An 18,411-nucleotide genomic window follows, 5' to 3' on the forward strand; every position below is an offset into this window, starting at 1 on the left:
CAATTTTTATTTAACCCATATTGGAGCTGTTACTGATATTTTTTCATTATTTTGAATTACTTTTACATAATAAAATTTATTTTTAGTAGGTTTTAAAGTAAAGTCCAATTTAGCTAAGTTAGAATTAAATTTTTTGCTGTTAATAATTTCTCCATTATTACTTACAACTTGAATCTCTTCTATTTTATCATCAAAATCTTTATCAATTGCACTTATAGAAAAGTTTAATTTTGAAGTTTTACTTATAGTTGAGCCTAAAGGTAGATTATTAATAGTATAATCTATTTTTATATTTTTATCTTGGGTAGCATAAACTCTCATTTTCTTTAAAGAGTCAAATAAAGCATCTTTAGTCAAATCAGTAGAAAGTATAACTGTTCTAAATTCATTAGCGACACCAAAATCTATTCTATGATTATCTTGGTTACAAGTAGGAGCCACATGCCAGCCATTATCAAGTGCTAATTGGTACATATCATGAGAGATTATATTTTTAGATAAATTTTTATTGTATCCATTACCAACTTCAATAAGAGATATAACCTCATCACCATAAGGAGAATATTTTAAATTATCAAATTTACCAAATTTATCACAAGGGTGATTAAATTGACCAATCAAATCTCCTTGGTCATAAATTAATTTATAAAAATTTTCTAAAGTCATATTAGGATGTTTCTCAGTTACAAATCCATTTGAATTAAATATATTAATATGGCCTATAGGATCTTTTGAGTTATGAGGATAGGTCATTTCAAAACCATTAAGAGCTGTGAAATTTCCGTTTGAATTAAATTTATCTTTAGCTTTTATAAGCTCATTCCATTTTTTACTAGAAGATGCATCCTCTATACTACAATTTAAATTATTGTCCAACATATTTGAGTGTTCTGTTATTGCAAAAAAGTCTAAATTTGCTTTATCTCTTGCCATATAATAAGCATCATCATAGGTACCATGACCGTCACTTGCACTTGTATGAGAGTGTAGCAAACCATAATAGTGAGTATAAACAGGAGTACCAACTGTAAAATACCATTCAAATGTAGTATTATTTTTATTCTTAGAAAGATCAGACACTTCTAGTTTAACTATTTGATTACCTCGTTTAAATTTTTTATCTGGAGTATAAATTATTGTATGATTACTTATTGTACATTTTTTAGTTACATCATTGTAATTGACATACAGTTTTACTGAAGATGTATCTATACCACTTTCATCATTATAATTTATTTTTATAGTAGGCTTACTAACTATATATTGCTGGCACTTTCCAGGAGATATGTTTTTTACATTTGGAGGAAGTATATCCTGTTCATTTATAGTAGGGACATCATTATTATAAGTATATTTAATGTCTTCTTTTGTTAAATCTTTCCCTTTAAAAATATTAGAAAAACATAATAAAAGAGAAAGAGCTAAAATTATTGTTAAAATCTTAGAATACATATATAATCATTCCTTTTAAAATAAAATATAATACTTATGATATGTAATTTTTATTTGTACATACATGAAATTATAGGTTACTTTAATATAATTTACTAAGATAAAAAAATTCATCTTAGGAGGAAGTTTATGAGAGTAGAAGTAATTGAGTCTAAAGTAAATAAAAAAGAAGCTAAAAAGCATATTTTAAGTAAGATGCCATTAATGAGTAGAGTGGCTCAATTTAATAGTGTAGCAACTGATGTACATTTAGAATACATAGAATTTAAGGTATTAAGTTATGAAGTTATAACTAAAGAAAAAAGAAATAAAATGTTTAGACAAAACACTAAAAGAAATAAAATAACCATGTTAGTAAATACATACAATGGATACTCTCAATCAATAGATAATGTTCCAAATACATCAAAAAGATATATATCAAAAAGTTGTATTAAAAGATCTAAAATAAAAGAAGACGATATGATAGAGGGAGTTAAAGCACAAATAATATTCTTTTTAAAGGATAAATATCAAAAAGAAAACCTAGATAAAATTAGTTTTCAAAATATATATATAAAAGAGATTAAAAGTATTTATAAGCCCTATTGGGTAGCAGATTTTAAAGGTAAAAATATACTTATAGATGCATAATAAATAAAAAATTTACTTTACTTATATTACCTAAAATATATAAAAAGGGTATAAAGTGAATTAACTTTATATCCTTTTTATATAAATTTTAATTATTTAATTTAAGCAAGGGTACTATTTTTTAGTTAAGTAGTCTAATGTTTTTAGCTTGTATCCTTCTTGTTCCCAATGAGTTATTACTTCATCTAATATTTCTGTATTAGTTTTAGAATTAGGGTGAAGTAAAATTATTGCGCCTGGGTGAGTTCTAGTATATATTTTATCTTTTGCAAATTCGTGTGATGGTTGCTTATCATTATACCAATCTACATATGCAAAACTCCAAAAGATTGAACTATATCCTAAATCTTGAGTATACTTTAAAGACTGTTCACTAAATTTACCCATTGGAGGTCTAAAATATTTAGGCATATCCTTTCCTGTAACTTCCTTGTAAGCTTCTTCTACACTTATAATTTCAGTTTTAAACTTTTCAAAATCTGTAATTGAAGCCATAGAAGGATGAGACTTTGAATGGTTACAAACTAAATGGCCTTCTTTCTCCATTCTCTTTACTATCTCAGGATTATTCTTTATATAACTTTCTACTACAAAGAACTGAGCTTTAGCATTATGTTTTTTTAAAGTGTCAAGAATGCTTTCAGTATTACCATTTTCATATCCAGCATCAAAAGATAAATATAATACCTTTTCATCCGGATTACCTACATAATAAGAACTATACTTATTAAAAAAGCTAGCTTCTTTTATAGGTTCTGGTTGTTTTCCGTCATTTCTAGGATTGAAATACCAACTATACTCTTGTGTACTAAGAGAACCATTTGATATTTGAGTTTTAGTTTTATTTAGCATGTAAAAGTTAGTACCAACTAATCCTCCAAATACTAAAATAAAAAATCCTATTATGAAATAAGTCCTGTAATTTCTTTTATTCATAATATCACCTCTAGTAAGTTGTAAAATTTAAAATGATTATTAACTTAAATATAGTTTCTATAATAAAATTAAAATTATACATTTTAAATTACACTTTTACTTTTTGGGCAAAACTGTCATATAATTATTAAGCATGTAAATATAATCGACAATCGAAAGGGTAAATTAAATGAAAGGAATAATAAGTAAATTATCTAAAACAATAACAAGTGTTTTAGATAATATTATATATTTAGATATAAAAATTAGTGGATTAAATCCAATAAATTCTGAAATAATAGAAATTTGTGCTGTAAAAATACAGAACAATGAAACCTATATATTGGACATATTAATAAAAGATAAAAAATACATTTCTCTGGAAATAAAAAACAAAATAATAAATTTTTTAGAAAATAAATTTATTATTATTCATGATTCACAACCTAAAAAGGAATTTATAAACACCTATTTGCCAGATATAAAAAATAATATTATAGATTCAATGGAATTAGCAGCAGTATTAGAACCATATCACAAAGAATATAGTTTAGAGTACTTAAAAAAACACATAACTACTTATGAAACTGATGAAAAATACAAATTATTAAATAATTGTTTTGATAATATAAATATTGTAAACTCATTACTTATAAGGCTTAAAGAAAATGAAAAATCTACATTAGAGCCATTAACATTTAAGATAAATTCATACTTAAATAGTCATAAATTAGATAAATGGGAGTGGAGTGATTTAATAGATAATGCAAATTATGACCAAAGCAATTTAATAGGTGTAGTTTATGAAGACAAAGAAAATAAAATAGAAAAAAATGAAGAATCAAAAGAACGCTATATTATAAAACAAATTAATAAAAATAAGATGATTTATGAGGAATTATTAAAAGACGAAAATATATGGGCAAGTAAAGAAGGTTTTATGTATGAATATAGACCTGGACAATATGAACTTACAAAAACCATAAGAGAAACATTTAGAAAAAATGGAGGTAGTGCTAAAATAGCATGCATAGAAGCTCCAACTGGTATTGGAAAAAGTGTAGGTTATTTGGTAAGTGCTATTTTAGAAGCTAGATTTAGTAAAAAAAGAGTGATAATATCTACAGACACTAAAGAATTACAAATTCAATTAATAAATAAAGATATTCCTAATGTATTAAATTCGTTAGGCTTAAATAATAAAGTAAGCTATGGATATATAAAAGGTAAAAATAATTATATTTGTGTTGAAAAGCTAGAAAGTTATAAAAGAGAATATAGTGATAAAGAATTAACTAAAAATGATATACTTTCAATTATTTTATTAGAACGATTAACCGAGGAAGGTAAATATGGAGATATAGAAGAAATAAGTCACTTAATAATTCAACGATTTAAAGAGTTAGAACTTCATTTAAGATATGTATGTTGTGACCCGAATTTATGTAGGCCTAAAAAGTGTTTTAAAAATTGTTTATATAAAAACAGAATTGAAGAATTAAAAGAAGAAGATATAACTGTAATAAACCATTCTCTTTTAGCGAAGTGGCCATATAAAGAAGAAAAGCCATTAGAAAATATAATAGTAGATGAAGGTCATAATTTAGTAGAAAAAGGTTATGAATTTTTCTCAAGTATTATAGATTATAAAATGTTAAATTATTTTTTACAAGAAATATATCCTTATGAGAATATAAAAAATAGCCCATTTATATATGACAATAAAAATAAACACATAGGTAAGATAAAACCGTTTGATAAATTTTATCACCATGTTCATTTTGATAGAAATATAAAAGATAGAATAAGTAGAAGTATAAATTTAATAGTAGAAGAAATGAGCTCAATATTAACTTTTGGCATAAGTAGCAATTATAAAGATATAAGTAAATATAATTTAAAATGGGAGTTAAATTTACAAGAAAATGAAGTTGCTGGAAAAGTTAAAAGTGAGAATAATTATATTGATATTAAATATAATCTATATAGCGATAAAATAAAGAATAGCTGTGAAAATATAATAAGAAATTTGGTTTCAATATTAGTGACAATAGATAGAAACTTAGATGAAGATAGTATAGACAAAGAAGCTGAAGTTTATAAGTTTGGTAAAGTTAGAATAAAGGAATTAGAAGAGATAAAAACTATATTTGATTTATTTATGGAATATAGTGAAGATGATGATTATGCAAGAATAGTAGATATAGATAAAAACTTTAAAAGTTTCGAGCTTAGAGTAGTACCTCTTAAACTAGCACAGTTATTTGAAGAAAATATATTATCACAAATAGATAGTGGTATATTTTTATCTGCCACTTTAAGTATAGAAAATAATATGAATTATTTTAAAAATACCTTAGGGATAAACAGAGTAGACAATGTAGAAAAAATTATAGACCCGCTATATGATTATAAAAAAAGAATTTCAATAATAGGAATAAATGATATATGTACCTATCAAAATAAAGATTTTCCTAAAGAAATGAGTAAGATAATAGGAAATATATCTCAAATAACAGATGGTCATTTACTATCGCTATTTAACAGCAAAGATAGACAAGAAAGAACTTATGAAATTTTAAAAGAGAATTTAGATAGTAAAAATATAGAAGTATATATGAATAAAAAAGGTATAAAGAACCTAAAAGATATAAATAAAAGATGTGTAGTTTTAGGTTCGAAAGGATGTTTTGAAGGAGTAGATGTTCCAGGCGATGGTCTAACATGCGTTACATTAGATAAAATACCTAATATAAATCCTAAAGATCCTTTGTATTCTACAATAATGAAAAAATATAATCAACCTTATTATAAAATAAATTATCCTCAAATGGCTATAAAAGTAAAACAAGCTATGGGACGTATTTTAAGGAGTAAGTATGATTATGGATGCTTTATAATATTTAATACAGGAACTAATATAAATACATTAAAAAGATTAGAAAAAGATTTACATGAATGCAATATATCAATTATGAATGAGAATAGAATATATAGCTATATAAATCAGCATTTATATACATCTAGGAAGGATGTAATGAATTTAGCACTTAAAGAAATAATAAGATCACTAAATTATAATGAAAAAGTAAGTATGAAAAAAGTAGAAAAATATATGAATGATGAAATGAAAAATAGATTAATGAAAAGTAGAGTAATTTATGAAGATTCAGCTGTTGATATTTTGAAAGTAAAGTACTTTAATCAAAACTATTTAATACATAAAGAAAAACTAAAAAAATAGTTTATAAAAATAGATTTATAAAAATGGATTTATATAAAAAATGCAATTGTGATTTTTGGATATTCAAAAAAATAAAAGAATATAAAAAGAATAAAAAAATAATATAAATAAAAAAATCTAGTTAAAGCATTGAATTAACTAGATTTTTTTATTTATTAACTTAAGATATGATATAGAATTATGTATACATAATATAACTTGTGAATGAAAAAATGAAAGTCAACTATGTATTTATTTAAATTTATAGAAAATTTGTATAATTGTATTGACAATGAAAAAAATGTTGATATAATAAATTACATATAAAAGAAAATTTTTACATAAGAATACATTTAGGGGGGAAACAAATGAGTAATACAGTGGCAAAAGAAAAAAAGAACTTATTTGGTAAATGTCTAGATGGTATTGAGACTGTAGGTAATAAACTTCCGCATCCAATAGCATTATTTGGACTATTTTGTTTAGCAATCATGATTATATCTGCAATAGCAGCAGCAACAGGACTTTCAGTAGAAGGTGAATTAATAAATAGAACAACAAACACTCTAGAACAACAAACAATACCAGCAATAAGTTTACTTTCAAAAAAAGGTATAGCTTATATGTTAGAAAATGCTGTATCTAACTTTGTTAACTTTGCACCACTTGGAATGGTTTTAGTTGGTATGTTAGGTATAGGTACTGCAGAAGGAAGTGGGTATATATCAGCACTTCTTAAAAAGACAGTATCAGTAACACCTGCACAATTAGTTACACCAATGGTAGTATTTTTAGGAGTTATGTCAAACATAGCAAGTGATGCAGGATATGTTGTATTAGTCCCACTTGGAGCACTTATATTTATGTCATTTGGTAGACATCCACTTGCAGGTCTTGCAGCAGGGTTTGCTGGGGTATCTGGAGGATTTAGTGCAAACTTAATAGTTGGTACTATAGATCCAATGCTTGCGGGTATATCTACCGAAGCTGCAAGAATGATAGATCCTACATATACAGTTACAGCAACTTCAAATATGTTTTTCATGATGGTATCTACATTCTTAATAACTTTTTTAGGTTGGTTTATAACAGATAAAATAGTTGAACCAAGATTAGGTGCTTACAAAGGTGGCTCAAGTTTATCTAAAGAAGATGATGATTTAAGAAACTTAACTGATAAAGAAAATAAAGCATTAAAAGTTACTAATTTAGTGGTTTTACTAATGATAGCTGCTATAATAGTTATAACATTAGTGCCAAATTCATTACTTAGAAACTTAGAAGTTGAAAAAACTAATGGATTTGTAGCATCTATAATAGATCATTCTCCATTAATGAATGGATTCGTACCTTTAATGGCCATAATATTCTTCGTAGCAGCTATAGTTTATGGTAGAACTTCAGGCCAATTTAAAAATCATAGAGATGTATGTAGTGAAATGGGTAAAGCAATGAGTTCAATGGGTGGATATATAGCATTAGCGTTTGTTATGGCACAATTTGTACAATACTTCGCATATACTAACTTAGGTACAATACTTGCAATAGAAGGTGCAAACTTACTACAATCAATGAATATGAATAAGATAGTTCTTATGGTAGTATTTGTATTATTTGCAGGATTTATAAACTTATTTATGGGATCAGCTTCAGCTAAGTGGGCAATAATGGCTCCAGTATTTTTACCAATGTTTATGAAACTTGGAATATCTCCGGAATTAACACAGGTAGCATATAGAATAGGTGATTCGACTACAAATATAATATCACCACTTATGAGTTACTTTGCGATGATAGTTATATTTGCTCAAAAACATGATAAAAAAGCTGGTATAGGTACATTAATATCTACAATGATACCGTATACAATAATATTCCTAATAGGATGGATAATATTACTTGGAATATGGATGATGTTAGGAGTACCATTAGGACCAGGAGCATTATTACATTACCCAGCATAAAGCTAAATTAAGAATTTTAAGCACTTCTATCTAATAGAAGTGCTTTTTTATATATTATGATTACATTTTGAATAAGATAAGACATTTTAGAAAAAATATATAATAATTGTATTTAAATAAATTTAAGGAGAATTTATATGAGTTATATATTATTGCTAATAGGTTTTATACTTCTTATAAAAGGAGCGGATGCATTTGTATCAGGCTCATCTTCAATAGCTAAAATTTTTAATGTACCATCATTAATTATAGGGCTTACAATAGTGGCATTTGGCACAAGTGCACCAGAAGCAGCTGTAAGTATAACAGCAGCATTACAGGGAAATAATGATATGGTAATTGCAAACGTAGTTGGATCAAATATATTTAATCTATTATTTGTTGTAGGTATTGCATCTATAATAAATCCTATAAAAGTACAAAAAAGTACTATAATAAAAGAGTTTCCTTTTGCAATTTTAGCATCAATAGTATTAATGATATTAGCGCATGATACTAAGTTTCAAGGATATAATCAAAACTTACTAACTAGAGCAGATGGTTTAATACTATTAGTATTGTTTTCTATATTTATGTATTACTTAATAGAAATGGCAATTACATCAAAAGAAGAAATGGAAATAGAACAGACAAGTCAACCAATGTCTATGAGTAAAAGTATAATAATGAGTATACTTGGTATTTTAGGGATAATTATAGGTGGTAACGTAGTTGTAAATTCAGCAAGTGATATAGCGCTATCTTGGGGTATGAGTCAAAACTTAGTAGGTCTTACAATAGTAGCTATAGGAACATCACTTCCGGAATTTGTTACCAGCATAATTGCAGCTAGAAAAGGTGAAAGTGATATAGCAATAGGTAATGTGGTTGGATCAAATATATTTAATATCTTATTTGTGTTAGGAATATCATCGACTATACATAACATACAAATACATCCAATAGTATTTATAGATATGTTAATTATGATAATTGTGACAGTATTAGGTTATATATTATCAGCAACTAAGAGAAAGATTAATAAAGGAGAGGGTGCTTTATTATCATTAATGTATATAGCATATATGGCATTTATAATAATAAGACAATAAAAATTTAACTGAGTATAAAAAGAGCGTTGCTATAAACAACGCTCTTTTTGTACTTAACTTTCTATACTTAATTCAAGTTTTTCTTCTTCTGATAGTTTTGATATTGTTATACCAGTTGCGCCATAGAATAATGATATTAGAGGACAAAGTAGGTTTAAAAATGCAAAAGGTAAAAATGCAAAAGATCCAACCCCAAGAGTAGCAGACATATAAGCCCCACAAGTATTCCAAGGAATTAAAGGTGAAGTTATTGTAGCACTATCTTCTAACGCGCGAGATAAATTCTTAGGAGATAATCCCTGCTTTATAAATGCCTCTTTGTACATACTTCCTGGTATTACTATAGCTAAATATTGATCTGCTACAGCTAAGTTAGTGCCTATACAAGTAAATATTGTTGCGGCGATTAATCCAAAAGTACCTTTAGCTACTTTTAATATAGCCTTTGCTAAAGCTTCAAGCATACCTGTTCTTTCTAATATACCGCCAGTAGTCAAAGCGCAAAGCATTAAAGATACAGTTCCTAACATACTATCAAGGCCACCACGACTAAGTAATTGATCAACAAAATCCATACCAGTAGTTGATACATATCCACCTTTAGCGACTAAAATTACATCAGCTATAGATGCACCTTGGAATATAACAGCTATAACCCCTCCCAATAAGGCACCAAATATTAGTCCAGGAATTGCTGGAACTTTTAGTATAACTAATATTATAACTGATGCAGGGACTAAAAGTAAAAATGGTGATAACGTATTATAATTACCTAAAAGTGCATTTTGTATTTGTGCTATTTGAGTAGTATCTATTTGGCTGCCAGCATATTTCATACCTATTATAGCGTAAAGTATAAGAGATATAACTAAAGCTGGAACAGTAGTATATAGCATGTGCTTAACATGATCAAATAGGTTAGTACCAGCCATCGCTGGAGCTAAGTTAGTTGTATCAGATAAAGGTGACATCTTATCTCCAAAGTAAGCACCAGAGATTATAGCACCTGCTATTATTTGAACAGGAATACCAAGTGCACTACCAATACCTAATAAAGCGATACCTATAGTACCAGCAGTAGTCCAAGAAGAACCTGTAGATATGGATACTATGGCACATATTAATGTTGTAGCTACTAAGAATATTCCTGGAGATAAAATGTTAAGTCCCCAATATATCATAGATGGAACTACACCAGATATAATCCAAGTTCCTATTAACATACCTACAATTAATAAAATAAGTATTGCTTGCATAGTTGTATTTATAGAAGCTAAAATTCCTTCTTCAAGTTCTTTCCAAGTATAACCAAGTTTAATAACTGCGACTGTTGCTGCAAATACTCCTCCTAATACTAAAGGTATATGTGCAGATATTTCATATTCTTTTAATACTACTAAACACGTCACTAGCACTGCAACTAAAAAACCTAAGCACAACAGCGAATCAAAAAGTGTTGCTTGTTTTTTTTCTCTTGTTTTCATAAAATCCTCCTGTAATGTATGTCGAATATAACGTCAAGGAGAAATTAGATATTAAAAAAAGTCCAGGATAAAAGAACTTATCCTAGACTTAAGCATTCAAAAAATGAATAGTATACTTAATCTAAAGATAGTACTCCACAATATAATTGTGACAGTGCCATATATATTATATATGACCCCAACATATAAGATTTAAAGCGTTACTTATATGTTTCGGCACAGTTACCTTTTATTTTGCTTCTTCGTGCTTACCTCCACAAAACTACTTATTAACGATGCGACCTCTACCATTAGTTATATCCGATATTTAATTTGATAAATAAATTATATCATATATTTTTTTATTTTTAAAGTTAAAAAAGAAAAAAGTAGCATATTATCAAAATTTGGATAACTAAATAAAACTTTTAAATTCAATGTGTTTAGGTTAGAATATAGTATGTAAAACATGCAAGGGAGTGATGAGATTGAGCAAGAAGAAATTTTATGCGGTAAGAAAAGGAAAAAAGACTGGAATATTTAATACTTGGAATGAATGTAAGATGCAAGTAGATGGATATTCTGGAGCAGAGTATAAAAGTTTTACTACAATTGATGAAGCAAAAGAATATATAGAAGGTAATAAAGCTACAATTTCAAAAAATCCCCAAAATAGTATAGAAGCCTATGTAGATGGAAGCTATGAACATTCTCTTAGAGCATATGGATCAGGTATAGTTATGATAAAAGATAACATAGTACAAAAAACTTATAGTGTAAAAGGGGAAGATGAATCTCTTGTGAGTATGAGAAACGTAGCAGGGGAGATAGAAGCTTCTAAAATTGCTATGAGATATTGTATAAGTAATAATATAGAAAATTTAACACTTTATTTTGATTATGAAGGCATTGAAAAGTGGTGCATAGGAGCATGGAAAACCAATAAAGAAGGTACTATAGAATATAAAAAGTTTTATGATTCAATAAAAGATAAGTTAAATGTTAAGTTTGTTAAGGTTAAAGCACACTCTGGTGATAAATATAATGAAGAAGCTGATAAATTAGCAAAAACTGCAATAGGAATATAAAAAGTCTTGTAATTAATTACAAGACTTTTTATTTATTAAAATATATTTATTTTCTTAAGGTTCCATATACATTTTTTAGTTCTGATTGAACTTTTACTGGATCATGTATGCTTTGATACATAGCATTTGCTAATATATTTGCCTGATCATAAGTCGATGTCCATGAGAAAATTCCACCTAAGCAATTTTCAAGTACGTATTGAGCTTTTAAAAATATTGATAGTGCATCATCATAAGACATTGCAAATTCACCATTTCTAACAAGGTATGGAACTTGAGCTTGTTTATCAAATCTAAATTCATATCCATTTTTATTTATATAATCTCTTCTTAAGTCATCATAAGATCTTGTTATAGTTGCACCTAATCTTCCGTAGAAAGGAATTCCAAGAAGAATTTTCTCAGAAGGCATTCCAGCAGATTCAAGATTTCTAACCATAGTATCTACGCTATACCCAGGAAGAGAAAGAGGTGAATCATAAAGGTTAGCTTGATGCTTCATTGCATTTGCTCCTGTTTCGCCAGCAGTAAAGTCATAGCTCATAAGATTAAAGTAGTCAATTATAGGAGCTATTGCACCTATATCAGCACTTTTAGTTATATATTCCATAGTACCGGTACCAGCTACACTTAGCCATGTATCTTCTCCTAAAACATCTCTTAATGCAGTAAGTAAAAGTGTAAAGTTTTCTTTATCTTCAGGTCTAGATTTTATTCCACCAGCGCTAGTGCTAGGATATTCCCAGTCTATATCTATACCATCTAATCCATATTGATTTACTAGTTTTTGAGCTTCCCTTGCAAAGTTATATCTAGAAGCAGGTGTTAAAGCTGCATCAGAAAATCCATCAGCACCCCAGCCGCCAATAGCGGCAATTACTTGCAAGCTAGGTTTTTCTGCTTTTAATTGTACTAATTGATTTAAAAATCTTGGAGTAGGAACAAATAAAGTTCCATCTGGATTTATTTCAACGAATGCGTAAATAACAGCATCTAAAAGTTGAGGGTCAACATTAGTAGGGTTTCCAAGAACATACTCCATAACTATAGGAGTTACATCTGGACAAAATGATATATCAACTGGTTGGAAATTTATATCTGTTATAGGCGGTCTAGTATTATTTTTTGAACAAGCCCCTAATTTCGGTTTTTTATTTGAATAGTTAGGTATATAATTTATTCCTTCGTAATTATCAACACTACTATTGTTATCTGGAACGAAACATAGATACCAATCTATACAAGAGTAGTTTTTATCACAATTGGAAACTTTATTTTTAAGTTCTTTATATGTTTTAGGATAAGGTAAAATTACGGGCATTCCAGGGAACCAGTTTGCAGGAGTAACAACACTATCTCTATCGCTAGTTTGTAAAGCTTCTATAATTCTAAGTATTTCAGGTATATTTCTTCCAGTTGTTAAAGGATAGTAAAGTATAGTCCTTAGAACTTGTTTATCATCTATAATAAATACAGATCGAATAGTTGATGTATTACTCATTTGTTCAGAAATCATACCATATAATTTAGCAACTCTCATATCTCTATCTTCAATAATAGGGAATGGGATCTCAACACCTGTTAGTTGAAAAATATTATAAATCCAAGCTAAATGAGAGCTATTACTATCAACGCTAAGTCCAATTAATTCAGTATTTCTTTTTTGAAATTCAGGGTAGTACTTAGCAAAGCATAAAAATTCAGTAGTACAGACTGGTGTAAAATCACCAGGATGTGAAAATAATACGACCCATTTACCTGAGTAGTCAGATAATTTAATAGGTCCCGATGTTGTATCAGCCTTGAAATCAGGAGCTTTTGATCCTAAACTTGGCAGACTTGGCATTTAAATCACCCCTCAATTTAATAAAATAGTAACCTATTCTTATTGTATTTATAAATCATGTCTATTGTTACATTGAATAAGATTAACATTTTAATGACAAAACTAACAAAAAATAACAATAATAATTGATATTTTTCGTTAGTTTTGGTATAGTTAAATATAATATTAAATGTAGGGATTTGTTACTATATGGGGTGATAAAGTTGAAAAAAGTCCTAAGAATATTTATTATGTCAGCCGTTACCTGTTTTTCTTTAACATTTGCTTTAATTATAATAAATGCAGTTATGAGGATATTTATTGGTATAGACATATACTTTATGTTATTTGTTGGAATGACTATAGCATCAACTATTGGGTTGGTTTTGTATAATTCTAAGAAAATATTTTCTAAGAAAAAAAAGGTGCGAAAAAATAGAGGCTCTCATAAAGTTGTAAGGCAAACTAGTAAACATACTAGTGAAGTTAGAAAGAGAAAAATATCATAAAATGTATAACATCAAGTTTAGTATAAAGTATAAAACACAGTAATCACTGTGTTTTTTTGCTTATTAAAATATTAAATTTATAATAAATATAATGATATGACGTTATAATCTATAAATAATTATAATACAAAGTAAATAGAAGTATTTATATGGAGGTATTATGATATGAAATATAATTTATTTGAAGCTGATGTAGTTGGATATAAAAATATAAAAAAGGGTAAAGGATCTCAAGACTATCTTGATTATAAAATAGTAGATGACTCTATTATTTGTACAGTAGCAGATGGTCATAGTACAGATTTTTTTGAATATAGTAGTGATGGATCAAGACTAGCTTGTATTTCATCAATTGATATTTTAGAGATGTTTATAGGAAAATCATTGGATGAAGTTAAACATGAATTAGAAAAAGGTAATATACAAAGATTAATTTATGATAAATGGATGGATTTAGTAAATGAACATTATAAAAATATAAATGCTATAGTATTTAAAACAGAATATATAAAATATTCTACAACATTAGTGAGTGCCTTAATAACAAATGATTTTAGGTTATATTTAAAGATAGGCGATGGAAATATAGTTGTAAAAAACAAAGATTCTTATAAAAAAGTTTTAGAAACAAAAAATAAAGAAATTGTGGACTCTCTAGGAAGATTTGAAGCATACAAAAACTTTATTTATTACATAGAAAAAAATGATGAAAGTAATAAATTAGATTCTGTAATTTTGTTTACTGATGGATATGAAAATAGTTTTATGAACGAAAAGGTGCTATTTCAAAGCTTAGAAAAAACAATTAACCAATATAATAAAAGTGTTTTTTCTAGATGGATGCTATATAAAAATTATAAATGGGATTTAAGCAAGCTAAGTAAAGCTATATCAAAGGATGACATTAGTATAATATACATTTTTACAAAGGAATAAAATGCTATAATTTGTCGAATGAGATAAATGTCTAGTAATGGAATATATGGTTAATAATGTATATATATGATATAATTAAACAAAGTTGGAAGAATAAATAAATTACTAAAGTTAAGGAAGGAACAAGAATGAATTTTAAGGAATTGTTTGATAAATGTGTAGATTTTATAGATAGCAAAAGAAAATCTATAATTACCGTTTCATTATCAATACTAGGACTTATATTATTAATGATAGTGTTTTTTATAAGTAGTGAAGAATTAAGTATAGGCAAAGAGTCTGATGCATTATTAAAAAGTATAGAAAATAGAAAATACGAGTATGCAAGTCAATACTACAATAACACACTAAAAAAAGAATTTTCTGAAAGTAAAATGAGAAGATTCAATAAGTCAGTTTCCAAAAAGATAGATAAATTACTTCTTACTAATGGAGATAAGTATGTAAATGGACAGATAACTAAAGAACAGTACTTAGCATTAATAAATACAATAAATTCTCTAAATGGAATTGAATTAAATATTGAAAGAATTATAGAACAAGCCAAAAGGGTTAGTGAAATGTATCAAGAGGAAAATATAGATTATGATACAGCAATGTCATATATCAGTATATCATCTACTTTAAAGGCTATTGTAAACGAATTAGATGTATATAAACAGACAATAAAAGAATTATATGAATCTAGACAGTTATACAAAACAGCAACAGAACATCAAGAAAAGAAAAAATATTATGAAGCTATAAGTGAATATGACAAAATTTTAGAAGAAGATAAAAAATATTACGATTTAGCACAAAAAAGTAAAAAAGAATGTATTGAAGATATGTATGATTATTACTTAGAAAAGGCTGATGAATCTAATACTCAAGGAAATTATGAAGAGGCATTGCAATATATAGGTTATTTAAAACATTATTACTTTGATGATGAAAAAATAGTTTCATTAGAAAAAAAATATCAAAATAATTTATCTATTTATACTTTAACACCAGAAGATATTATAAATATCATTTCGAAAAAGAGTGGAATAAAGAAAAAAAATATATCTATAGATTCATACCAACAAATGATAAATCAAGAAAAATATTATTATGTTGAAGTGTTCGAACATGGTACATTAATAGATGAAATATTAATAGATGCAAAAACTAAATCAATTTATTCATATAAAGGTTCAAATAAGCAATATAAAACTACTTATTCAGATGGATATTTTAGAATATTAGAAGATGGTAAATTAGAATTTGCAATAAATGAAGAAAAAGCTAAATTTATATTAAAAAATAAACTAGAAGAAAAAGGTAATAAGTATAAAGATTTATACCCTGTATCTAAGGAAAAGGCAAGTAGATATATTGACAATCAAGAAAACCTAGATAAATTCTTAGGAGACGAAAAAGACTTATATTATTATGAAATAGTAAATAAAGGATGGTTCAAAGCGAAAGAAGTATATATTATAAATATGTATACAGAAAAAGTATACTTTATTTCTGAAGATAATATAAAAGAGTATTAAGATGTGTTACTTAACACATCTTAATACTCTTTTTCTTTAAAATTTATGTATTTGGAATAAAATGGTTTTATTAGAATGAACTTTAAAATTAGACTTTTTATTAGAAATCATATTATAATAGAAAATGTAACTAGATATAAAAGAAAAATAGTTTTTTATGTATTATAAAAGGATATATTAAAGTAATATCTAAATATATATAGTATATAGACAAATTTTAATGTAAGGAGAAACAAAAGAATGAGTAATATGAAAAAGAATATATATATTGGAATTGGCATAGTAAGTGTCATTGTAATATTATTCATAGGGATGACTATAACTAAGATAAATGGGCAAAAGATAGTTAAAAATACATATATAAATGGTATCAACGTTGGAGGGCTAACAAAAGAAGGTGCTAAAAGTGAATTAGAACAAAAGTATAGACTGAAGGATTTGGATATTTCATATTTAGATAAATCGTGGCAAGTTCCATATAAAGATATAGATCTTTCTTACGACTTAGATAGTACTGTAGAAAATGCATATAAATTAAATAAAGAAAATAATTTTATGGAAAATATATATAAGACTATCAAATCAGAACTTGGTCAAAAAAATAATTTAAACATAGCTATAGATTATAATAAAGATAAGTTAAAAAATCGTATAGAAAATATAGCAAGAGATATAGATGTAGATGTAAAAGATGCATCTATAAATATAAGTGGATCAAGTATAGAAATAAATGATTCAAACAGTGGCTTAAAAGTAAATGTTGAAGAAAGCTTAAAAAATATTGTAAGAGAGCTTGAAAAAGGAAATACAAAAGAAGAATTGGTAGTTACAAAAGTAGAGCCAAGTATAACAAGGGAGCAATTGCAGGAAGTAAACACACTACTTGGAAGTCATACGACAAAATTTGATTCATCTGTATCTGGGAGAAGTACAAATATAAAATTAGCAGCAAACAAATCAAGTGATGTATTATTAATGCCTGGAGAGAGTTTTTCTTATAATGAACATACAGGCATGAGAACTACAGCAAATGGGTATAAAAATGCACCAGTAATTGTACAAGGGGTTGTACAAGAAGGTGTAGGAGGAGGAGTCTGCCAGGTATCATCAACTCTTTACAATGCAGCATTATACTCAGGGGTAAGTTTTATTGAACTAAAAAATCATTCAATACCATCTACTTATGTATCAAAAGGAAGAGATGCAACTGTTACAGATTCGGGAATAGATTTTGTGTTTAAAAACACACTTGAACACCCTATATATGTAAAAAATTATGTATCAGGAAATACTGTTACATGTCAAATATATGGTAGTTCTAAAGATAAACAAAACATACAAATATCAACAAGTATAGATGGTGTATCTGAAGCACCTATAAAAAAAGTAGAAGACCCTACTATTTTAAAAGGTGAAGAAAAACAGTTAGAAAAAGGGAGAAACGGATATACAGTATCTACATACAGAATATATAAAGATGAAAATGGAAATGTTACAAAGAAGGAAAAAGTAGCAACATCATATTATCCTAAAAAACAAGGTGTTATAGCAGTGGGAACTATGGAAAAACCAGAAGAAAAGCCACCAACAGAAACTCCAAAGCCACCAGTAACAACGCCGCCGGCGACAACACCACCAGTAACACCACCACAACCAGATACTCCAAATCCTCCAGCAGAAGTACCACCGGCAGAAAATACACAACAGCCAAATCAAGAATAAGTAATTTATAAACATAAAATTGAAAATTTTTATATAATTTATATAAACTAATAAATAAAATAGCCTT

The 18,411-nt window shown here is 27.0% G+C and carries 13 protein-coding genes and 1 riboswitch; of the genes, 9 read left to right on the forward strand and 4 right to left on the reverse strand.

Features of this window, described 5'->3' with window-relative positions; genetic code table 11:
* Positions 1-6 precede the first annotated feature (6 nt).
* Positions 7-1,452 carry a CehA/McbA family metallohydrolase gene (locus JNUCC81_RS06610; RefSeq protein WP_454095858.1) on the reverse strand — a complete coding sequence of 482 codons (1,446 nt, stop codon included), beginning with the start codon at positions 1,450-1,452 and terminating at the stop codon, positions 7-9.
* Between the two features lie 129 nt (positions 1,453-1,581).
* Here JNUCC81_RS06610 and JNUCC81_RS06615 point away from each other — a divergent pair, with 129 nt between their 5' ends.
* Entirely contained in the window at positions 1,582-2,085 is a 504-nt protein-coding gene (locus JNUCC81_RS06615; RefSeq protein WP_454095859.1) for a hypothetical protein, read from the forward strand.
* A gap of 114 nt (positions 2,086-2,199) precedes the next feature.
* Here JNUCC81_RS06615 and pdaA read toward each other — a convergent pair whose 3' ends face one another.
* Entirely contained in the window at positions 2,200-3,021 is an 822-nt protein-coding gene (pdaA, locus tag JNUCC81_RS06620; RefSeq protein ID WP_454095860.1) for a delta-lactam-biosynthetic de-N-acetylase, read from the reverse strand.
* Between the two features lie 169 nt (positions 3,022-3,190).
* On the opposite strand from pdaA, the gene JNUCC81_RS06625 reads away from it, so the two are divergent.
* The 3 genes from JNUCC81_RS06625 (at position 3,191) to JNUCC81_RS06635 (ending at position 9,278) form a co-directional block, all read left to right on the forward strand.
* Positions 3,191-6,244, forward strand: a complete 3,054-nt coding sequence (locus JNUCC81_RS06625) for a helicase C-terminal domain-containing protein (RefSeq protein ID WP_454095861.1) — start codon at positions 3,191-3,193, stop codon at positions 6,242-6,244.
* A 347-nt stretch (positions 6,245-6,591) separates the two neighbouring features.
* Positions 6,592-8,187: an AbgT family transporter gene (locus tag JNUCC81_RS06630; RefSeq protein ID WP_454095862.1), complete on the forward strand. Its 1,596-nt coding sequence runs from the start codon at positions 6,592-6,594 to the stop codon at positions 8,185-8,187.
* A 137-nt stretch (positions 8,188-8,324) separates the two neighbouring features.
* Positions 8,325-9,278: a calcium/sodium antiporter gene (locus JNUCC81_RS06635; RefSeq protein ID WP_454095863.1), complete on the forward strand. Its 954-nt coding sequence runs from the start codon at positions 8,325-8,327 to the stop codon at positions 9,276-9,278.
* Between the two features lie 53 nt (positions 9,279-9,331).
* Here JNUCC81_RS06635 and nhaC read toward each other — a convergent pair whose 3' ends face one another.
* Positions 9,332-10,762 carry a Na+/H+ antiporter NhaC gene (nhaC, locus tag JNUCC81_RS06640; protein ID WP_454095864.1) on the reverse strand — a complete coding sequence of 477 codons (1,431 nt, stop codon included), beginning with the start codon at positions 10,760-10,762 and terminating at the stop codon, positions 9,332-9,334.
* Positions 10,763-10,882: 120 nt separating this feature from the next.
* Positions 10,883-11,057: riboswitch (Lysine riboswitch) on the reverse strand.
* Between the two features lie 166 nt (positions 11,058-11,223).
* Between nhaC and JNUCC81_RS06645 the strand changes: the two genes are divergently transcribed.
* The gene (locus JNUCC81_RS06645) at positions 11,224-11,829 is read left to right on the forward strand and encodes a ribonuclease H1 domain-containing protein (protein WP_454096377.1); all 606 of its coding nucleotides are present in this window, start codon (positions 11,224-11,226) and stop codon (positions 11,827-11,829) included.
* A 46-nt stretch (positions 11,830-11,875) separates the two neighbouring features.
* On the opposite strand, the gene JNUCC81_RS06650 is transcribed toward JNUCC81_RS06645, so the two are convergent.
* Positions 11,876-13,675, reverse strand: coding sequence for a peroxiredoxin (locus JNUCC81_RS06650; RefSeq protein WP_454095865.1), 1,800 nt, complete (start codon positions 13,673-13,675; stop codon positions 11,876-11,878).
* A gap of 230 nt (positions 13,676-13,905) precedes the next feature.
* Between JNUCC81_RS06650 and JNUCC81_RS06655 the strand changes: the two genes are divergently transcribed.
* The 4 genes from JNUCC81_RS06655 to JNUCC81_RS06670 all read left to right on the forward strand — a co-directional run bounded on the left by JNUCC81_RS06655 (position 13,906) and on the right by JNUCC81_RS06670 (position 18,344).
* Positions 13,906-14,163 carry a hypothetical protein gene (locus tag JNUCC81_RS06655; RefSeq protein ID WP_454095866.1) on the forward strand — a complete coding sequence of 86 codons (258 nt, stop codon included), beginning with the start codon at positions 13,906-13,908 and terminating at the stop codon, positions 14,161-14,163.
* A gap of 165 nt (positions 14,164-14,328) precedes the next feature.
* Positions 14,329-15,099, forward strand: coding sequence for a protein phosphatase 2C domain-containing protein (locus JNUCC81_RS06660; protein WP_454095867.1), 771 nt, complete (start codon positions 14,329-14,331; stop codon positions 15,097-15,099).
* A gap of 128 nt (positions 15,100-15,227) precedes the next feature.
* A complete protein-coding gene (locus tag JNUCC81_RS06665) occupies positions 15,228-16,622 on the forward strand; it encodes a UbiD family decarboxylase (RefSeq protein WP_454095868.1) in 1,395 nt (464 codons plus the stop codon).
* 240 nt (positions 16,623-16,862) lie between these two features.
* A complete protein-coding gene (locus tag JNUCC81_RS06670) occupies positions 16,863-18,344 on the forward strand; it encodes a VanW family protein (RefSeq protein ID WP_454095869.1) in 1,482 nt (493 codons plus the stop codon).
* The last annotated feature ends 67 nt before the right edge of the window (positions 18,345-18,411 follow it).

This window comes from Faecalimicrobium sp. JNUCC 81 (assembly GCF_053667625.1).